This window comes from Parasphingorhabdus sp. (assembly GCF_048267785.1).
GTDB lineage: Bacteria > Pseudomonadota > Alphaproteobacteria > Sphingomonadales > Sphingomonadaceae > Parasphingorhabdus.
This window is the reverse complement of record NZ_JBLWWU010000024.1, coordinates 24,951-39,159: the sequence shown is the minus strand read 5'-3', so window position 1 is coordinate 39,159 and position 14,209 is coordinate 24,951. Positions and strand designations below refer to the sequence as shown.

Annotated in this window: 13 protein-coding genes and 1 pseudogene; 2 read left to right on the top strand and 12 right to left on the bottom strand. The window is 53.7% G+C overall.

From position 1 onward, the window contains the following. The 6 genes and pseudogenes from ACN0VD_RS15810 to ACN0VD_RS15785 form a co-directional block, all read right to left on the bottom strand. Positions 1 to 295 (bottom strand): annotated as a pseudogene (locus tag ACN0VD_RS15810) (hypothetical protein); the annotation flags it as partial. Positions 296 to 579: 284 nt separating this feature from the next. Continuing rightward, positions 580 to 1,119, bottom strand: a complete 540-nt coding sequence (locus tag ACN0VD_RS15805) for a cytochrome b (protein WP_417595991.1) — start codon at positions 1,117 to 1,119, stop codon at positions 580 to 582. A 126-nt stretch (positions 1,120 to 1,245) separates the two neighbouring features. After that, positions 1,246 to 2,511 carry a TolC family protein gene (locus tag ACN0VD_RS15800; RefSeq protein WP_417595989.1) on the bottom strand — a complete coding sequence of 422 codons (1,266 nt, stop codon included), beginning with the start codon at positions 2,509 to 2,511 and terminating at the stop codon, positions 1,246 to 1,248. Further along, positions 2,508 to 5,618 carry an efflux RND transporter permease subunit gene (locus tag ACN0VD_RS15795; protein WP_417595987.1) on the bottom strand — a complete coding sequence of 1,037 codons (3,111 nt, stop codon included), beginning with the start codon at positions 5,616 to 5,618 and terminating at the stop codon, positions 2,508 to 2,510. Before ACN0VD_RS15795 ends, ACN0VD_RS15800 begins: the two co-directional genes overlap by 4 nt. A 3-nt stretch (positions 5,619 to 5,621) precedes the next feature. Further along, positions 5,622 to 6,764, bottom strand: coding sequence for an efflux RND transporter periplasmic adaptor subunit (locus ACN0VD_RS15790; protein WP_417595985.1), 1,143 nt, complete (start codon positions 6,762 to 6,764; stop codon positions 5,622 to 5,624). Beyond that, positions 6,761 to 7,132, bottom strand: coding sequence for a DUF302 domain-containing protein (locus tag ACN0VD_RS15785; protein WP_417595983.1), 372 nt, complete (start codon positions 7,130 to 7,132; stop codon positions 6,761 to 6,763). Before ACN0VD_RS15785 ends, ACN0VD_RS15790 begins: the two co-directional genes overlap by 4 nt. Before the next feature lie 249 nt (positions 7,133 to 7,381). Here ACN0VD_RS15785 and ACN0VD_RS15780 point away from each other — a divergent pair, with 249 nt between their 5' ends. Both ACN0VD_RS15780 and ACN0VD_RS15775 read left to right on the top strand, forming a co-directional pair. After that, positions 7,382 to 8,038 (top strand): winged helix-turn-helix domain-containing protein, encoded by a 657-nt coding sequence (locus ACN0VD_RS15780; protein WP_417595981.1) that lies wholly within the window; start codon positions 7,382 to 7,384, stop codon positions 8,036 to 8,038. Next, positions 8,038 to 9,399: an ATP-binding protein gene (locus ACN0VD_RS15775; protein WP_417595979.1), complete on the top strand. Its 1,362-nt coding sequence runs from the start codon at positions 8,038 to 8,040 to the stop codon at positions 9,397 to 9,399. Before ACN0VD_RS15780 ends, ACN0VD_RS15775 begins: the two co-directional genes overlap by 1 nt. 123 nt (positions 9,400 to 9,522) lie before the next feature. On the opposite strand, the gene ACN0VD_RS15770 is transcribed toward ACN0VD_RS15775, so the two are convergent. The 6 genes from ACN0VD_RS15770 to ACN0VD_RS15745 all read right to left on the bottom strand — a co-directional run bounded on the left by ACN0VD_RS15770 (position 9,523) and on the right by ACN0VD_RS15745 (position 14,137). After that, on the bottom strand, positions 9,523 to 10,296 hold the full coding sequence (locus tag ACN0VD_RS15770; RefSeq protein WP_417595977.1) for an SDR family NAD(P)-dependent oxidoreductase: 774 nt from the start codon (positions 10,294 to 10,296) through the stop codon (positions 9,523 to 9,525). Further along, complete coding sequence (locus tag ACN0VD_RS15765; RefSeq protein ID WP_417595975.1) at positions 10,293 to 10,490, bottom strand: hypothetical protein; 198 nt, start codon at positions 10,488 to 10,490, stop codon at positions 10,293 to 10,295. The genes ACN0VD_RS15770 and ACN0VD_RS15765 overlap by 4 nt, the downstream gene beginning before the upstream one ends. Positions 10,491 to 10,765: 275 nt before the next feature. Beyond that, positions 10,766 to 11,356, bottom strand: a complete 591-nt coding sequence (locus tag ACN0VD_RS15760) for an outer membrane protein (RefSeq protein WP_417595973.1) — start codon at positions 11,354 to 11,356, stop codon at positions 10,766 to 10,768. 127 nt (positions 11,357 to 11,483) lie between these two features. Further along, on the bottom strand, positions 11,484 to 12,755 hold the full coding sequence (locus tag ACN0VD_RS15755) for a HAMP domain-containing sensor histidine kinase (RefSeq protein ID WP_417595970.1): 1,272 nt from the start codon (positions 12,753 to 12,755) through the stop codon (positions 11,484 to 11,486). Positions 12,756 to 12,802: 47 nt separating this feature from the next. Then, positions 12,803 to 13,513: a response regulator gene (locus ACN0VD_RS15750; RefSeq protein WP_417595995.1), complete on the bottom strand. Its 711-nt coding sequence runs from the start codon at positions 13,511 to 13,513 to the stop codon at positions 12,803 to 12,805. Positions 13,514 to 13,720: 207 nt separating this feature from the next. Then, positions 13,721 to 14,137 (bottom strand): hypothetical protein, encoded by a 417-nt coding sequence (locus ACN0VD_RS15745; RefSeq protein ID WP_417595968.1) that lies wholly within the window; start codon positions 14,135 to 14,137, stop codon positions 13,721 to 13,723. Positions 14,138 to 14,209: the final 72 nt, after the last annotated feature.

Below are 14,209 nucleotides of genomic sequence, written 5' to 3'. Positions count from 1 at the left end.
GCAGGCGCTCGACATTTTCCGGCAAGCGGGCATCTGCAACAAGCAACCATTGATTGCCAACTTTCCAAAGGTCGTCCAGCTGCGATACCGGTACCGCGTCATCGGCCGGCAGCTCGACATTGTCCTCGGCCTCCGGCTCGTCCTCTCCAATAGTGAGCGCGCCTATTAGCGCGATGGCGAAGATGGTCTGGTCAATGCCAAAATAGCGACATGTCCTGGCGACATGCCCTATCTTCTCTGCGTGCTGCAATATCCGCAATTTACGCTGTACTTCGCGTTCGTCATCCTTCGTCATCAATACATCTCCTTCCTGCGTCAGGAATTTACAGAAGATGTCTCGCGAGTCCCTACATATCTACAGGGAAATGGAGCGGCGATGGATGGTTTACGGGGTCGCATACCGTTAGGCGTGTTCTTGAATTGTTTCTTGGATTGGCCGGGGCAATTTGCTTATTGCTGCTGATCAACATACAGGCCAATACCCGCTGTCACAGCAGCCCAAGCCCACCCCAAAATTTCATATGTCATTTTGAAAGATCTGCATAATTCCCGCTTAGTCATGGTTCAATTGCACGGCTGTCAAGGAAGCATTCTCTTCAGGGTATTGTCTTTCCATAGATAATGATGAGCCAATGCAGCGAGAGCATGTAAGCCAATCAGGTAATAGCCAAAGCTACCCACCGTCTCGTGAAGGTCTTTAATCTGACCAGCGAGATCCTTGTTTTCTTCGATTAAGGAAGGGAGCCCAAAGCCGAAAAACGGGATTGGCTTGCCGGAAGCGCTCAGGATCAGCCAGCCTGCTATGGGCATGCAGATCATAAATAGATAAAGTGTAATATGGACGATACGTGCCAGAAGTCTCTGCCATGTTGAAGGTTCCGGTGTAATCGGGGGTGTTGCCTGTGCGATACGTATGACTATCCTGAAGGCAACCATACCTAGAACTGTCAAGCCAAGAGTGAAGTGCCACGCCTTGAACCCTTCCCTGATATCACTACCTTTGGGATAGAATTCACGCAGCTCGATACAAGCATAAACAGCAACGATCAGCAGCAGCATCAGCCAATGCATAGCGATGCTCAGGCGACCATAGCGTAAGATGGGAGTGTCTGAACTCATATGCCTATCCTTATTTCAGTTTGATCCTTGAGTCGAATATTCGATCAATATAAACCTACGCGACAATAAATGCCTTTACTGGACTGAAACCATTAGACCGATACCACTGCAGAGCCAAGACATTCTCTATTTGGCCATTTCCTCGTCACGCTCATCATCGCCAATCCAAAGACTGTGGCTATCAATCCTGAGTTTCGTAATCGCCCTGAGCGCTTCAGTGCGTGCTTTTACCTCTGTTCGGAAAGCGTCATGCGCCATGCGTTCTGTGAGCAGCAGATCGGCGAGGTCAAATGCTCCCAATTCATAACCGCGCCGCATCTTCATGACGCCGCCAACTTGAGCTTTCATGCCTTCGCGGCTGCGCTTCCACGCCTGCCAACCTGATTCTGCCGCCGCGAAATCAGTATCGGCCATCTCCTGCACATCGAAGCGCACGGCAGCCGCTTCGGCCTGCATCGCAAGAGCTTCGCTCGACGCCCGGTCAGACAACGCTCTTCTGTGTCTACCTCCCAACGGGATGGATGCAATAACACCAGCGCCCTTTTCCATGCCGTCACGCTCGCTGAAAACGCGAAACCCAAAGGACGGATCAGCAAACCGGTCTCGCCTAGTGCGCTCGGCGACCGATCCGGCGCGATCAGCTTGCGCATTGGCCGCTGCAATTTCGTGGCTACGTTTTATAACCAAATCGCGCAATGCCAAAAATCCACCTTCAGGAATTTGCGGCAATGGCAGTTCAGGTGCCTCTACCGGCAGCGGCAGAGATGGAAACTGAGAGGCAATGCGTGCACGGGCGAGCGTAGCCCGACCATTTGACTGCGCTGCTGCTAACTTGGCAGCACCCAGCGTCGCTTCGGCTTGATCTGCATCAAGCTGCGCAGCGTCACGAAGCTGAACCCGGCGCTTAATCGCGCTGAGTGTTTGCTCGTAATTTTTGACGGCTTGGGCATCGACGCGGGCTTCTTCGCCAGCGCCTACCCATTCCCACCAGAGCGAACCAAGTAATGTCGCCGCCTGATGTTTGACATCTTCCGCCATATTCTCGGCCGCAATGATTCCAAATTTACCAGTCTGCCGATCAAGTCGCTTCTTCCCGGGTAGGCGGAAAGGCCGCATGGCCGTTGCATCAAATTCATTGAATCGGCCTTCATTGTCAACATCACGGCGAGTGTAGGAACCGGAGACTGTTATTTCATGCGATCCTACACCCAAAGCTTGTGCTTCCGCCTTGGCTGCTTCTACTCTGGCGCGTGCTGCAAGGACGCTGGGATGATTTTCGAGCGCGCCCTGTACAACGGCTTCGTCGGGCAGGCCCTGTTCGGGTTGTGCATAGACCGGCGCGGCAACACTGATTGCAGTTAACGCCAGGGGAAGCGAATGCCGGATATTCATGCGGTCTGCTCCTCAGGATTGTTATGTGTTTCCGCCTCGCGCTCGGCTTCACTTTCGCCGAAGCGCTCATAGAGTATCGGCAACAGGATCAGGGTCAGCATGGTCGCGGTCACAAGCCCGCCGATTACGACAATTGCCAAAGGTTTTTGAATTTCCGATCCCGGGCCGCTGGCAAACAACAGCGGCACAAGACCAAAAGCGGCAATGCTGGCGGTCATCAGTACAGGTCTTAACCGCCGCGCTGCGCCAACGCGCACCGCCTCAGCCATCGGAACGCCTTCTTGGCGCAATTGCCGGAAATAGCTGACCAGCACCAACCCGTTGAGCACCGCGATACCAAGCAAGGCGATAAAACCGACAGAGGCAGGAACCGATAAATATTCACCCGACACAGCCAGCGCGACAATGCCGCCGACCATCGCAAAGGGAATGTTGACCAAGATTAGCAAGGACGCACGAACCGAATTCAGCGTCGCGTAAAGCACCGCAAATATCAGGATCAGCGAAATCGGCAGCACCACCATCAAGCGGGCCGAGGCGCGTTGCTGGTTCTCGAATTGTCCACCCCAGACAAGCCGGTAGCCGGCAGGCAATTTTACATTTTCCGCAACATCCGCTTTTGCTTCCTCGACATAGCCAACCAGATCGCGGCCCGACACATAGGCTTGCACCATCGCAAAGCGAGAGCCGTTTTCATGCTCCAGCTTTACTGGCCCAGCGACCTGACTGACGCTCGCAACATCGCTTGCGCGTACCAGTTGCGAAGTGGGCGATCGATAAAGCTGATCCGTGAAAGTCTGCGGGCTCATGCCTTTACCGCCTTCACCTTTTATGAGGATGGGTATTCGGCGGTTGTCATCGGCAACGACACCTGAATGAACACCCTCAATCTGCGCGCGCATCATATCTTGCAGACCATCCACGGGCATACCCGCGACCCCTGCCGCCATCCGGTCAATATCAAGTTGGAGATAGTCAACTGTATCATTGGCGACCGTCATCGCTTCACTGGTTCCCTCAATCTTCTCAAGGCGGCCTTGGATCTCCCCGCCAAGCCGCGCCAACTCGCCCAGATCAGGACCAAATATCTTCAGTGCCAAATCACCGCGCGCGCCAGTGAGCATTTCGGAAATCCGCATATCAATAGGCTGTGTGAAACTGGGTTCAATTCCCGGCAAATTGTCGAAAACCTTGCGGATTTTCTCGGTCAGAGCGTCCTTGTCCTTCACCTGCCACTCTTCGCGCGGCTTAAGCTTGAGGAAGCTGTCTGTCTCATTCGGACTCATCGGATCAAGCCCCAGTTCATCGCTGCCAACGCGCGCGATGACGTCGGTAACTTCGGGCACTTCCTCAAGTATTGCCTTCTGCACTTTCAAATCGCCATCGACGCTATGTTGCAAGGAAATGCTAGGGAGCTTGGTGAGCTGCACGATGATCGAACCTTCGTCCATCGTCGGCAGAAAAGTCTTGCCGGTGACGCTATAGGCCAATCCCGCGACGAGCAGCGATAGACCGGCCACACCAAAGACAAGGGGGCGTTTGTTGAACGCTCCTGTGAGAAGTTTTTCGTAGACCGGAGAAAGCTTGCGCATCAGCCAAGGCTCGTGGTGACCCTTGGGCATTTTGAGCACGAAAAAAGCGAGCACCGGTATCAACGTGAGCGAGAGTAGCAATGCTGATAACAGCGCAAGCACGATAGTCAGCGCAACCGGTGCGAAGAGCTTACCCTCCAGCCCTTCGAGCGTGAGCAAGGGCATGAACACAAGCGCGATAATCGCGAGACCTGACGCCACTGGCTTGGCTACTTCTGCAGACGCAACAAAAACATTATGCAATTTGCCGGCCTTACGATGTTTGTCATCGGACAGGCGTTCGACGACGTTCTCCACCACCACGACCGCGCCATCGACCAAAATGCCGACTGCGATAGCAAGGCCGCCAAGGCTCATCAGATTGGCGGTAAGTCCAATAGATCGCATCCAGATGAAAGTGAGCAATGCCGCCATTGGCAGGGCGACAGCGACAACAATCGAAGCCCGCAAATCTCCCAGAAATAGCAAAAGCAAAATAACGACAAGAACGGTGGCTTCGAGCAGTGCCGACTCCACGGTTCCAACAGCTCGCTCGATCAAGTTGGAGCGGTCATAAAATACGTTCACTGTCATGCCTGGCGGCAGGCTAGGTTGGATTTCCTCCAGACGCTGCCGCACGCCATCGACAACCTTGCTGGCATCCGCGCCGCGCAGGCCGATAACCAAGCCTTGTACTGCCTCGCCAGTGCCATTCTTTGTAACGGCTCCATAACGGGTCAGGCTGCCCGTACGCACGGTCGCGACGTCGCCAACGCGCACGATAGTTCCATTTTCGGACTTCACAATGATGGAGGCAAGATCATCTACATTGGTGATAGCGCCGACGGCGCGGACGATCAGCGACTCTTCGCCGGTGGTCAGTCTACCTGCACCATCATTGCGGTTGCTGCTTTCGATGGCGTTGCCAAGATCGGTGATGGTCAAATTTGACGCGGCCAAGGCGGCATTGTCGGGGACAACCTCGAAAGTTTCGACAAAGCCGCCCAGCGCATTCACGTCAGCGACACCGTGAACAGTGCGGAGCGCGGGTCGAATGATCCAGTCCAGCGCGCTGCGTTTCTCGGCAAGCGTCTGCGGACCTTCCAGCGTGAACATATACATATCGGAGAGAGGCGTCGATATCGGAGCCATGCCGCCCGATACTGTCGCAGGCAGATCCCCCATCACGCCGTTGAGCCGCTCGCCAACCTGACTGCGCGCCCAGTAGATATCGGTCCCATCCTTGAAATCAATTGTAATGTCGGCAATCGCATATTTGGCAACCGAACGCAGTACAGCCTGATCGGGAATGCCGAGCATCTCCATTTCAATCGGCGTAATAACGCGGCTTTCCACTTCTTCGGGTGTCATCCCGGGCGCTTTCAGGATGACCTTGACCTGGGTTGAGCTAATGTCGGGGAAGGCATCAATCGGCAGATTGATAAAGGAATAGACCCCGAATCCGGCAAGGCCGAGTGCTATCGCTATAACAGCCATGCGAAAGGCGAGCGCCTTTTCAACCAGATTACGAAGCATTCGCTATTCTCCGGCCAATATGACTTTGAGTTCGGCAATGCCAGAAATGGCAACGCGATCTCCTACGCTCAGACCATCGCTCAATATTGCTTTTCCGCCAGCCTCCGCCACACGGATGACTTCCCTCCGTTCAAATTTGTTTTTGGACTGAACAAACACAAAATCTTTCTTACCTATGCGGGTCACAGCGGTAGCGGGAACAGCGACGCCGGTTTGCTCGCCATCGCCCCGGATCGTTACCATCACGCTTTTCCCGGCCACCATCCCCGGGGCTGCGCCGATCCGGGCCTTGGCCATTACCGACCGCGTCATCTGGTCCAGACCGGGCGCTACCGAGATTATGGTTCCGCCGACCGGAACAGCTTCAGCGCCTTCCAAGCCGCCAGGCATCATGACTTCAACAGCCATTCCGGGACGTACATCCCTTGCAAGCCGCTCAGGCAGCTGAATATCGAGCGTGTAAGACGATGTGTTGTCGATGACGAAAGGCGCGGTCATACCATCTACCGGACCGCCGGTTTGCACATTGACCGCTGACACCCGACCACCGATGGCCGCTCGCAACGTCATCTGGCCGCTGGTTCCGGCGCCAGCCTGAGACAATATCCGCTGATTCTCGGTTACACTGACTTGTGCTTGGCGGAGTGCGGCATTGGCTTGATCGGCGCGCGCTCCAGCCACTATGCCCTCGCGCTCCAATTGGTTCAAGCGCGCCGCATTTGCCTGTGCCAGCCCTGCTTCGGCGCGTGCTCTTGCCAGTTCGGCACCAATTTGAACCGGTTCACGCGCTTTAACCGATGCTAGCGGCGCACCGCGGGCGACCGCTTGTCCTTCGACAACAAAGAGCTGGATCACCGCTCCGTCAAACGGAGCGGTGACTGCGACCCGCGCCTCTGGCGGCAAGCTAACCATTGCAGGGACGGTTCCCAGCGGAATGGCACCAACCTCTTCGGCCGAAACAGTTTTGATGCCCAGTCGCTTGATCTGTTCAGCGGTCATCCGACCGGGCTTTAATCCGCTATCGCTTTGTTTTGCGGCCTGTTCTTCCGATTGGTCAGCACCGCCGCCATAAAAGAGATAATAGCTACCGCCAATGACGAGTAAGATCACAGCAGCTATCGTCGCAATTTTATATTCACGCTTCATGAAACAGCAACTGCCGCAACGACGCGCTCCAGCCGGTCTTTAACTTCACCGGCAGTGGCCGTAAGTTCGGTATTGCCGGTTCGGCCAAGCGATGTAACGGGGTCAATGGCAGCAACTTCGACTTTGCCGTCTTTCTGCTGCACGATCACGTTGCATGGCAGCATCACCCCAAGCTTGTCTTCCATCATCAACGCCTGATGTGCGAGCGAGGGATTGCAAGCGCCGAGGATGACATAAGGCCGAAAAGTTTTACTCAGCTTTTCATCCAGTGTTTTTGCGATATCAACCTCGGTTAAAACCCCGAAACCTTCGTCCTTGAGTGCTAATTTTACGGCATCAACAACTTGATGGAATTCTCCATCGACCATTTTTGCAATATAGTATGACATCAGTTCATTCTTTCATTTTGACCAGACAAGTTTCGCTCACTTCTTTCTTAGGCCATCCTTCAAGCGCCCTCATTACGGGAAAATACCGAGATATCCTCGAAAACCCGTAACCTGCGCTGCTCTGATCGGGGAATGCGACGTGAACCTGACAACAACCTGTCAATTTGTCAGCTTCGCTTCAGTTTTTTGATATAGAGATGCAAATCGGAAAGGGAGTGTGACGCATTTATGCGCTTGTTGTTGGTTGAAGATGATCCAGAACTATCGCGCCGCCTGTCCGAAAGATTGCAGGCGGCTGGTTTTGCTGTTGATATGGCGGGCGAGGTTGATCAAGCGAAATACTGGCCCGATATCGAGCAGCTATCTGCGATTATTCTCGATCTTGGTCTCCCTGACGGAGAAGGTACCGATTTGCTCGACTATTGGCGCAAAAAGGGGGTAACTGTACCGATTCTGATCCTGACAGCGCGCGGCAGCTGGCAAGACAAGGTTGAGGGGCTAAATAGCGGCGCCGATGATTTCGTTGTCAAACCCGTTCGGTTTGAAGAGTTGCTTGCCCGGCTCCACGCACTTATCCGGCGCCAGACTGGCAGATCGGACAACAGCCTTTCGGCAGGCGGCCTAATGCTTAACCTGGCTGCAAAAACCGTATCTCGAAATGGAGAACCCATCGCGTTAAGCCGCAATGAATTTAGGCTACTTCATTTGTTTATGCGCCGGGCAGGACATATATTGCCGCAAGCGGATATTCTCGAAAATCTCTATGCGCTAGATGCGGAGCGCGAACAAAATACCATTGAGGTTCATGTCAGCCGCTTGCGGCGCAAGATCGGCAGGCAGGCCATTACAACGGTACGCGGATTGGGTTACAGGTTCGAAAAATAATGCCAAAATTACACAGTCTGCGCCTGCGTTTCATGATCGCCATATTGCTTTGGACAGCATTGGGCATTACTTCCATCTGGTATAGCTCCACGCGTCTATTCGAAATGCACGTCGAGCGGCAATATCACGAAGAACTGGACGTCCATATCAAGGAATTGGACAGGCTAACAAAACTCAAAGCCAACGGCCAACCATTTCTGTCGCGACCGCTTTCCGATCCTAGATTTGCGGTTCCCAATGCAGGGTTCTATTGGCAGATAACCCGCCAAGGCTATGAGCCAATTAAATCTGCCTCAATGACGAAGGGTGGAATTGATGACAGCATTGCCAATTCCCCCCAAGTTTCACATGGCCACCAGGTTGGCCCCACCGGAAAAGCAATCACATATGGGCTGATCCGGCCAACCGCAGATGGTGATAGCGTCCGGTTCGTAATTGCAACAGACCAGCGTTTGCTCGACGCAATCACGAACGAATTTGAAGCAGAATTGAAACTCTGGTTGGCGATCCTAGCTCTGCTGTTGCTGGCAAGTGGAGGTGCGATCATCCTGTTCGGATTGCGCCCGCTGGACAGGCTTAGAAAAGCATCGGAAACGCTTCGTCGCGGAGAGGCGGATGTAATTGAGGGCAATTATCCAAGCGAAATCGCGCCGCTAGTTGGGAATCTGAATGCATATATTTCCAGCAATCGGGAGCTGATCGTTAAGGCGCGCGTTCAGGCCGGTAATTTAGCCCACGCGTTGAGAACGCCGCTGGCAGTGATGACCGACGAAGCTGAACGCATGGCTGAACAAGAAAATGGTTCTGCAGCGGCAACTTTTCTGGAACAATGCCGGTTGATGACCCAGCAAATCGAATATCAACTCGCCCGCGCCCGTTCTGTTGCCGGTAAGGGGAAAGCTATCCAGGCCAGCGATTTCTCCGCGACGGCGATGACAGTCATCAGCGCGATGGAACGGTTGCATCCTGACAAATCCTTTCGTTTGGAAAATAGTTTGCCATCTTCGCTTCGGCTCGCAATTGACCCGGTCGACCTATCAGAAATTATGGGATGTTTGCTAGACAATGCCGGTAAATGGGCAAATCGATGCGTTGTGTGTAGAGCAGAAGTTGCCGAGGGCCGCGCAATCATCGAAATTGCAGATGATGGTCTTGGTTTGCAGGAGGAAAATCTCGAAACGGCCTTTGAAATTGGCTCCCGATTTGACGCCGTAAAAACCGGTTCCGGATTGGGCCTGGCTATTGCGCGCGATATCGCACGCGGTGTCGGTGGCGAAATTACGCTCATCGCAAATCCTTCGGAGGAAGGAGGGCTGATAGCCAGATTGTACCTTCCAGCGATAATTTGCTTGGGAAGTTAGAGCATAATCATTTCATCGGAACATCAAACTGTTCGCTATAATTAGCTTTTTACTTCCCCAGCAGAACTGTTCCCAATATGGTCATCGTCAAACCCGACATGGAAAGGGTAAGAACAGCCTATGCTATTGGGCAGTATAGCCGCCATCAATAACCAGTTCGGCACCGGTAACGAATTTTGATTCATCCGATGCAAGATAGAGCACTCCATATGCAATATCATCTGGGGCTCCGACATGACCAATAGGATGGCGACTATCGAGTTCCGCCTTGAATGCCTCTGGACCTTCAGGAGAATCTTTTGCAAGTGCCTCAACCAACGGTGTCCAGATAAAGCCCGGATGTACAGAGTTGACCCTGATGTTATCCTTTGCATAGATTAAGGCATCATTCTTACTCATCAATCGCACTGCACCCTTGGAGGCATGATAAGGCGGTAGGTCAGCCGCTCCGACCAGGCCATAGATTGACGATAAGTTTATAATGCTTCCGGTGGATGATTTCTGCATGTACGGAATGACGTGTTTTGTACAAAGAAATACACCGGTGACATTGATGCTCATGAGCGTCTCCCACTCTTTCTTGGATATTTCATGCGTTGGTTTGTTCACCCCGGCAATACCGGCATTATTGACAAGAATATCTATCGATCCGAACTCGCGGGCCACATCGGAAAAAACCTTTTGAACATTGTCTTCGTCCGAGGTGTCGAGATGCCAAAATTTCGCCACGCCACCAGCTGCCTCAATCTCAGCCACCACGCATTGTCCATCTTCGTCATTCAAGTCTGTGACGGCAACTTTAGCGCCTTGCTCAGCCAAAAGCAGAGCAGCCGCTTTCCCGATCCCGTTTGCTGCACCTGTTATCACTGCGGTTTTTTGATCTACTCTTTTCATCATGATGTCCTTATAAATTGAAGTTCAATCGGGGTGACGGTATGCTCGAGCAATTGTCCGCTGTTCCAGTGACGGCCAAAGACCGCCCAATCGACGGTCTTGTCCAGATCAGCGGCCTCAATTGCCCGAATAATTTCGGCATCAGAGGGTTCCGGTAACGTCTGGATGACTTCTCCTGAATACGGGCAGGATGTCACGCAGACTACGGTCTCCGTCTGGGAGATGCCGGTTTGGTCCGAAAAATACTGGACGGATTGTCTGCGTTTTTAAGGGAAACGTGATTGATGGAACATTCGTAATCTTACTGATCTGGATTCTATGTAAACGCCTGCCGAACGGTTCGATGCATGGGTTGCGACCACCCATTGAAACCGCAGTGCCAAAGTAGTTAGTTTGATGCCAAAATAGCGGCACGTCTTGGCAGCGCAGTTTTGCGGGGAAGCGGTCCGGCATCGGGACCGCTTCCTCTCATTCAAAACCGGAAGCCTATGCCGGTAAGTATCTCATTCCGGGATATGTCATCCTCGTAGATCGAATGGCGATATTCACTTTTGAGATAAGTTGAAGGTGTCAAGGCGACTTCCAAACCGCCACCGAGCCGCAATCCGTCCAAATTGACAGTTTGACTAGTCAATACATCGCCAATCTCAACTGACGCGTCTGTACGGTAGTTGGTGTAACCGGCCGTGAGATAGCCGAGAGCGTTACTGCCAATCCGCGTACCGAGGCGTCCCATAAGTGAAATGTCTCTTTTTCCATCGTAAGAACGCCTGCTTGATCCGTCGACGAAGCTGTACTTGTCGTCTGCGAAACTAATGCCCGCTTCGATACCCGCTATGAGGTTCGTTCCCAGCGGAACATCGTAGCCGGCGGCAAAGCCCCAACCCAGTTCCGAATTTGTCTCGCTCTCGGATGCCTGCTGGTCGCGCAAGTCGTAATTGAGCTGGTTCCAGCCTATGGTAGCCTCAACGCGAGGCCCGACAAATTCTTCCGCTTGGGCGGACGTCGTGCCGAGCACCGCCGCCAGAATGGTAACTGCGCTTGTTGCAAGATAAGATTTCATGTTGTTTTCCTTCATTGACTGAAACGCGGGAAATTTCCTGCGTCGGACCATTTGTGAAGGAGGTTGTTTACAGGGTGATCTCATTGTGTGTCTGCATTGATCGAATGCAGACACAAAGCTGAAATGTTTACCGGATCGGGAGAGATACGCGCGCGCACAACCCACCCGAAGATAGATTTATGAGGTCTATTGTGCCGCCGTGCGCCTGGACGGCACTGTACACGATCGCCAGACCAAGACCCATGCCGCCGGTCAAGCGATTCCTCGAACTTTCAGCCCGGTAAAATGGTTCGAACGCCCGGATGAGATCCGCTTCGGACATACCGGGCCCGTCGTCGATTATTTCCACAATCGCAAAGCCCGCATCGACACGGACACTGGCCCGGGCGCGGTTGCCATAGCTGACCGCATTTTGAATGAGGTTTGCGAACACGCGTCTAAGAAGAACGGGGTCACCATCGATGGTAACGGATACTGATGCGGTCATTCGGACGTCCTTGCCAAGGTCCGCCTGATCATCCACGACACCTTCGATGAGCAGACCTAGCTCGATCAACTCAGACACTTGGGCACGCGTTTCATTCTGAACGAAATCAAGCGTCACCGCTATCATCTGTTCCATCTCCGCAATTTCGGCTTCGACGTGCTGTCGAACGGACAAAGGCGCCGGAAGCAGATGGAAATGAAGGCGCGACAGGGGCGTTCGAAGATCGTGGGCGATCGCTCCCACCATCGAGGTCCGTTCCTTGACATATTTCTGTAGCCGCGCTTGCATGTCGTTTAGCGCCTTGGCGGCCTGCCTGATCTCGGCAGGACCGCTGACTTCAACCCGCTCCAAGTCCTGGTGGGTGCCAAGAAGTTCCGCAGCGTTCCCGAACGCGCGGATCGGGCGCGCAATCCGCTTGCTGAACCACCAGGCTATCGGCAGGACCAGTAAGACTGAAAAGAGAATCCAGAGGGTCATTCTGGACCGCCATTTTTGGACGATTCGGTCGCTACCGCCCGATACCGTTCTCCAACTGCCGTCAGGTTGCTCCAAAGCGACGGTGAAGGATCCGAAAATCACTGGATCGAAACCCTCGGTTTGCACGACGGTGGGCAGTTCTTCTTGTGAAGACATGGTCCTGGGTGCAGTCTGCGTCATGATCGATTCTTCCTGCTCCTCCGAGTGCATAAATTGACTGATGGCACGCCGCAATTGGCCGCGAGGCATATTGTCGTCTAGCAAGGGTAGCGCATCGGTATTTTCGACCTGAAGGGTGGTTTTAGAGGGAATCAGCTTTTCGCCATTGAGCAATTCGGCGATCTCATGCGCCGTTACTGGATCGCCTGCCGGTGGCGGATACAGCAGGATGATCGCTACGTTGACCAGCGTAACAGCCACCACGACGCCGATCACCAAAATCAACGTATGCGAAAAAATCGAAGCCGTTTGTTGATCGTCACTCATGTCCGCGACACTTTCGGAAGGAACATGTAGCCTTCGTTACGAACGGTATGGATAAGCTCGTCAGCCATCCGGGTGGAGAGCTTGTGACGTAACCGACTGATCTGGGTATCTATTGCCCGATCGAACGCATCGCTGTCAGGGCCGCGTGTATAGTCAAGCAGTTGATCGCGCGTGAGTACCCGCTGCGGCCGCTCGACGAATGTTCTCAAAAGCGAAAACTCACCTTCGGAAAGGGTGATGATGATGTTCTTCGGATCGTAAAGCACGCGGCGAACCAGATCGAACCGCCATCCTCCAAAGCGATAACAGTTGTAGCAGTCTTCATCCTCATCCTGCGGTTGTTGTCTGCGTAGCACGGCACGAATACGCGCGAGCAGCTCACGCGGCGAAACCGGTTTCGGCAGATAATCGTCCGCACCGACTTCAAGGCCGATAATCCGGTCCGTCTCGCTACCGAGAGCGGACACCATGATGATCGACAGATCGCGACGACCTGCCAGCGATCGAGCCAGCGAGAGCCCGTCTTCGCCTGGCATCATCACATCCAGGATCACGACGTCGATTTTATGGCTCTCGAGAAACTCGCGCATCTGCACGCCTCCGTCCGCCTCAAGTACCGTAAAGCCCTGGTTGCCGAGAAATTCGCCGATTAGGCTACGCAGCGAGGGATCGTCATCGACGATCAATATCCCGATGCCCCAGCTCATTTCATTTTCTGCGATTTCGTACATGCAGTACATATTGCCTGCGAATTGATGCATCAATATGTCGCGGGTGACAAAAAGCCGACACATTTCGATTGGAGGGCGGGCAGAGACCATGTGGCCAACGCTTGGGCAGAAAGTGCAGTTGATCGGTCTCAATCAGGACGTGGAATCCAGTGACCTCCCGCGCCGGCTCATGGAACGTGATTTTCACGAGCTGTTCCGCTCGCGGGCCTTCCACAGAAACCGGTACGCGATCGACGCAACGGCGATCCACACCGCACTGCGCAGGCTCATCGCGACGACGGTACGCAGTTCGTACCCACCACCGTTCGCCAAATGTACACCGAATGCAACGAAGACAGCGAGTGTCGCTATCGCGATCACAAATCCGAGCCCGGCCGCCCATAGCTTCCGAAACCAAAGTCCAACGCCAGCCAAAACGTACACAGATCCTGCCAGAAAGTTGAACCAGACGACGAAGGGGACATATTGGCCCGCCGCGCGCCGAGCCGCCTCGCTCCAGAATAGAACGCCGCCGCCTTCCCGGATCGTCAGCAGGCCGAAGAGAACGGCGACGATACTCGCTGACCGGATCCAGAATTTTCCGTCCGTACGTGTCGGCATTATCACGACTCCTCTGTTTTCCGGATCACTATATTCTGTGCGAAAGCTTTCACTTCTGAGGGCATCCGGATA

What these genes read in the sequence shown, in the direction of transcription:
- ACN0VD_RS15760 (WP_417595973.1), bottom strand. Translation starts at nt 11,356, where the DNA reads ATGAAATCTTATCTTGCAACAAGCGCAGTTACCATTCTGGCGGCGGTG.
- ACN0VD_RS15800 (WP_417595989.1), bottom strand. Translation starts at nt 2,511, where the DNA reads ATGAATATCCGGCATTCGCTTCCCCTGGCGTTAACTGCAATCAGTGTT.
- ACN0VD_RS15775 (WP_417595979.1), top strand. Translation starts at nt 8,038, where the DNA reads ATGCCAAAATTACACAGTCTGCGCCTGCGTTTCATGATCGCCATATTG.
- ACN0VD_RS15785 (WP_417595983.1), bottom strand. Translation starts at nt 7,132, where the DNA reads ATGGTCGATGGAGAATTCCATCAAGTTGTTGATGCCGTAAAATTAGCA.
- ACN0VD_RS15750 (WP_417595995.1), bottom strand. Translation starts at nt 13,513, where the DNA reads ATGAGCTGGGGCATCGGGATATTGATCGTCGATGACGATCCCTCGCTG.
- ACN0VD_RS15805 (WP_417595991.1), bottom strand. Translation starts at nt 1,119, where the DNA reads ATGAGTTCAGACACTCCCATCTTACGCTATGGTCGCCTGAGCATCGCT.
- ACN0VD_RS15770 (WP_417595977.1), bottom strand. Translation starts at nt 10,296, where the DNA reads ATGATGAAAAGAGTAGATCAAAAAACCGCAGTGATAACAGGTGCAGCA.
- ACN0VD_RS15745 (WP_417595968.1), bottom strand. Translation starts at nt 14,137, where the DNA reads ATGCCGACACGTACGGACGGAAAATTCTGGATCCGGTCAGCGAGTATC.
- ACN0VD_RS15790 (WP_417595985.1), bottom strand. Translation starts at nt 6,764, where the DNA reads ATGAAGCGTGAATATAAAATTGCGACGATAGCTGCTGTGATCTTACTC.
- ACN0VD_RS15780 (WP_417595981.1), top strand. Translation starts at nt 7,382, where the DNA reads ATGCGCTTGTTGTTGGTTGAAGATGATCCAGAACTATCGCGCCGCCTG.
- ACN0VD_RS15795 (WP_417595987.1), bottom strand. Translation starts at nt 5,618, where the DNA reads ATGCTTCGTAATCTGGTTGAAAAGGCGCTCGCCTTTCGCATGGCTGTT.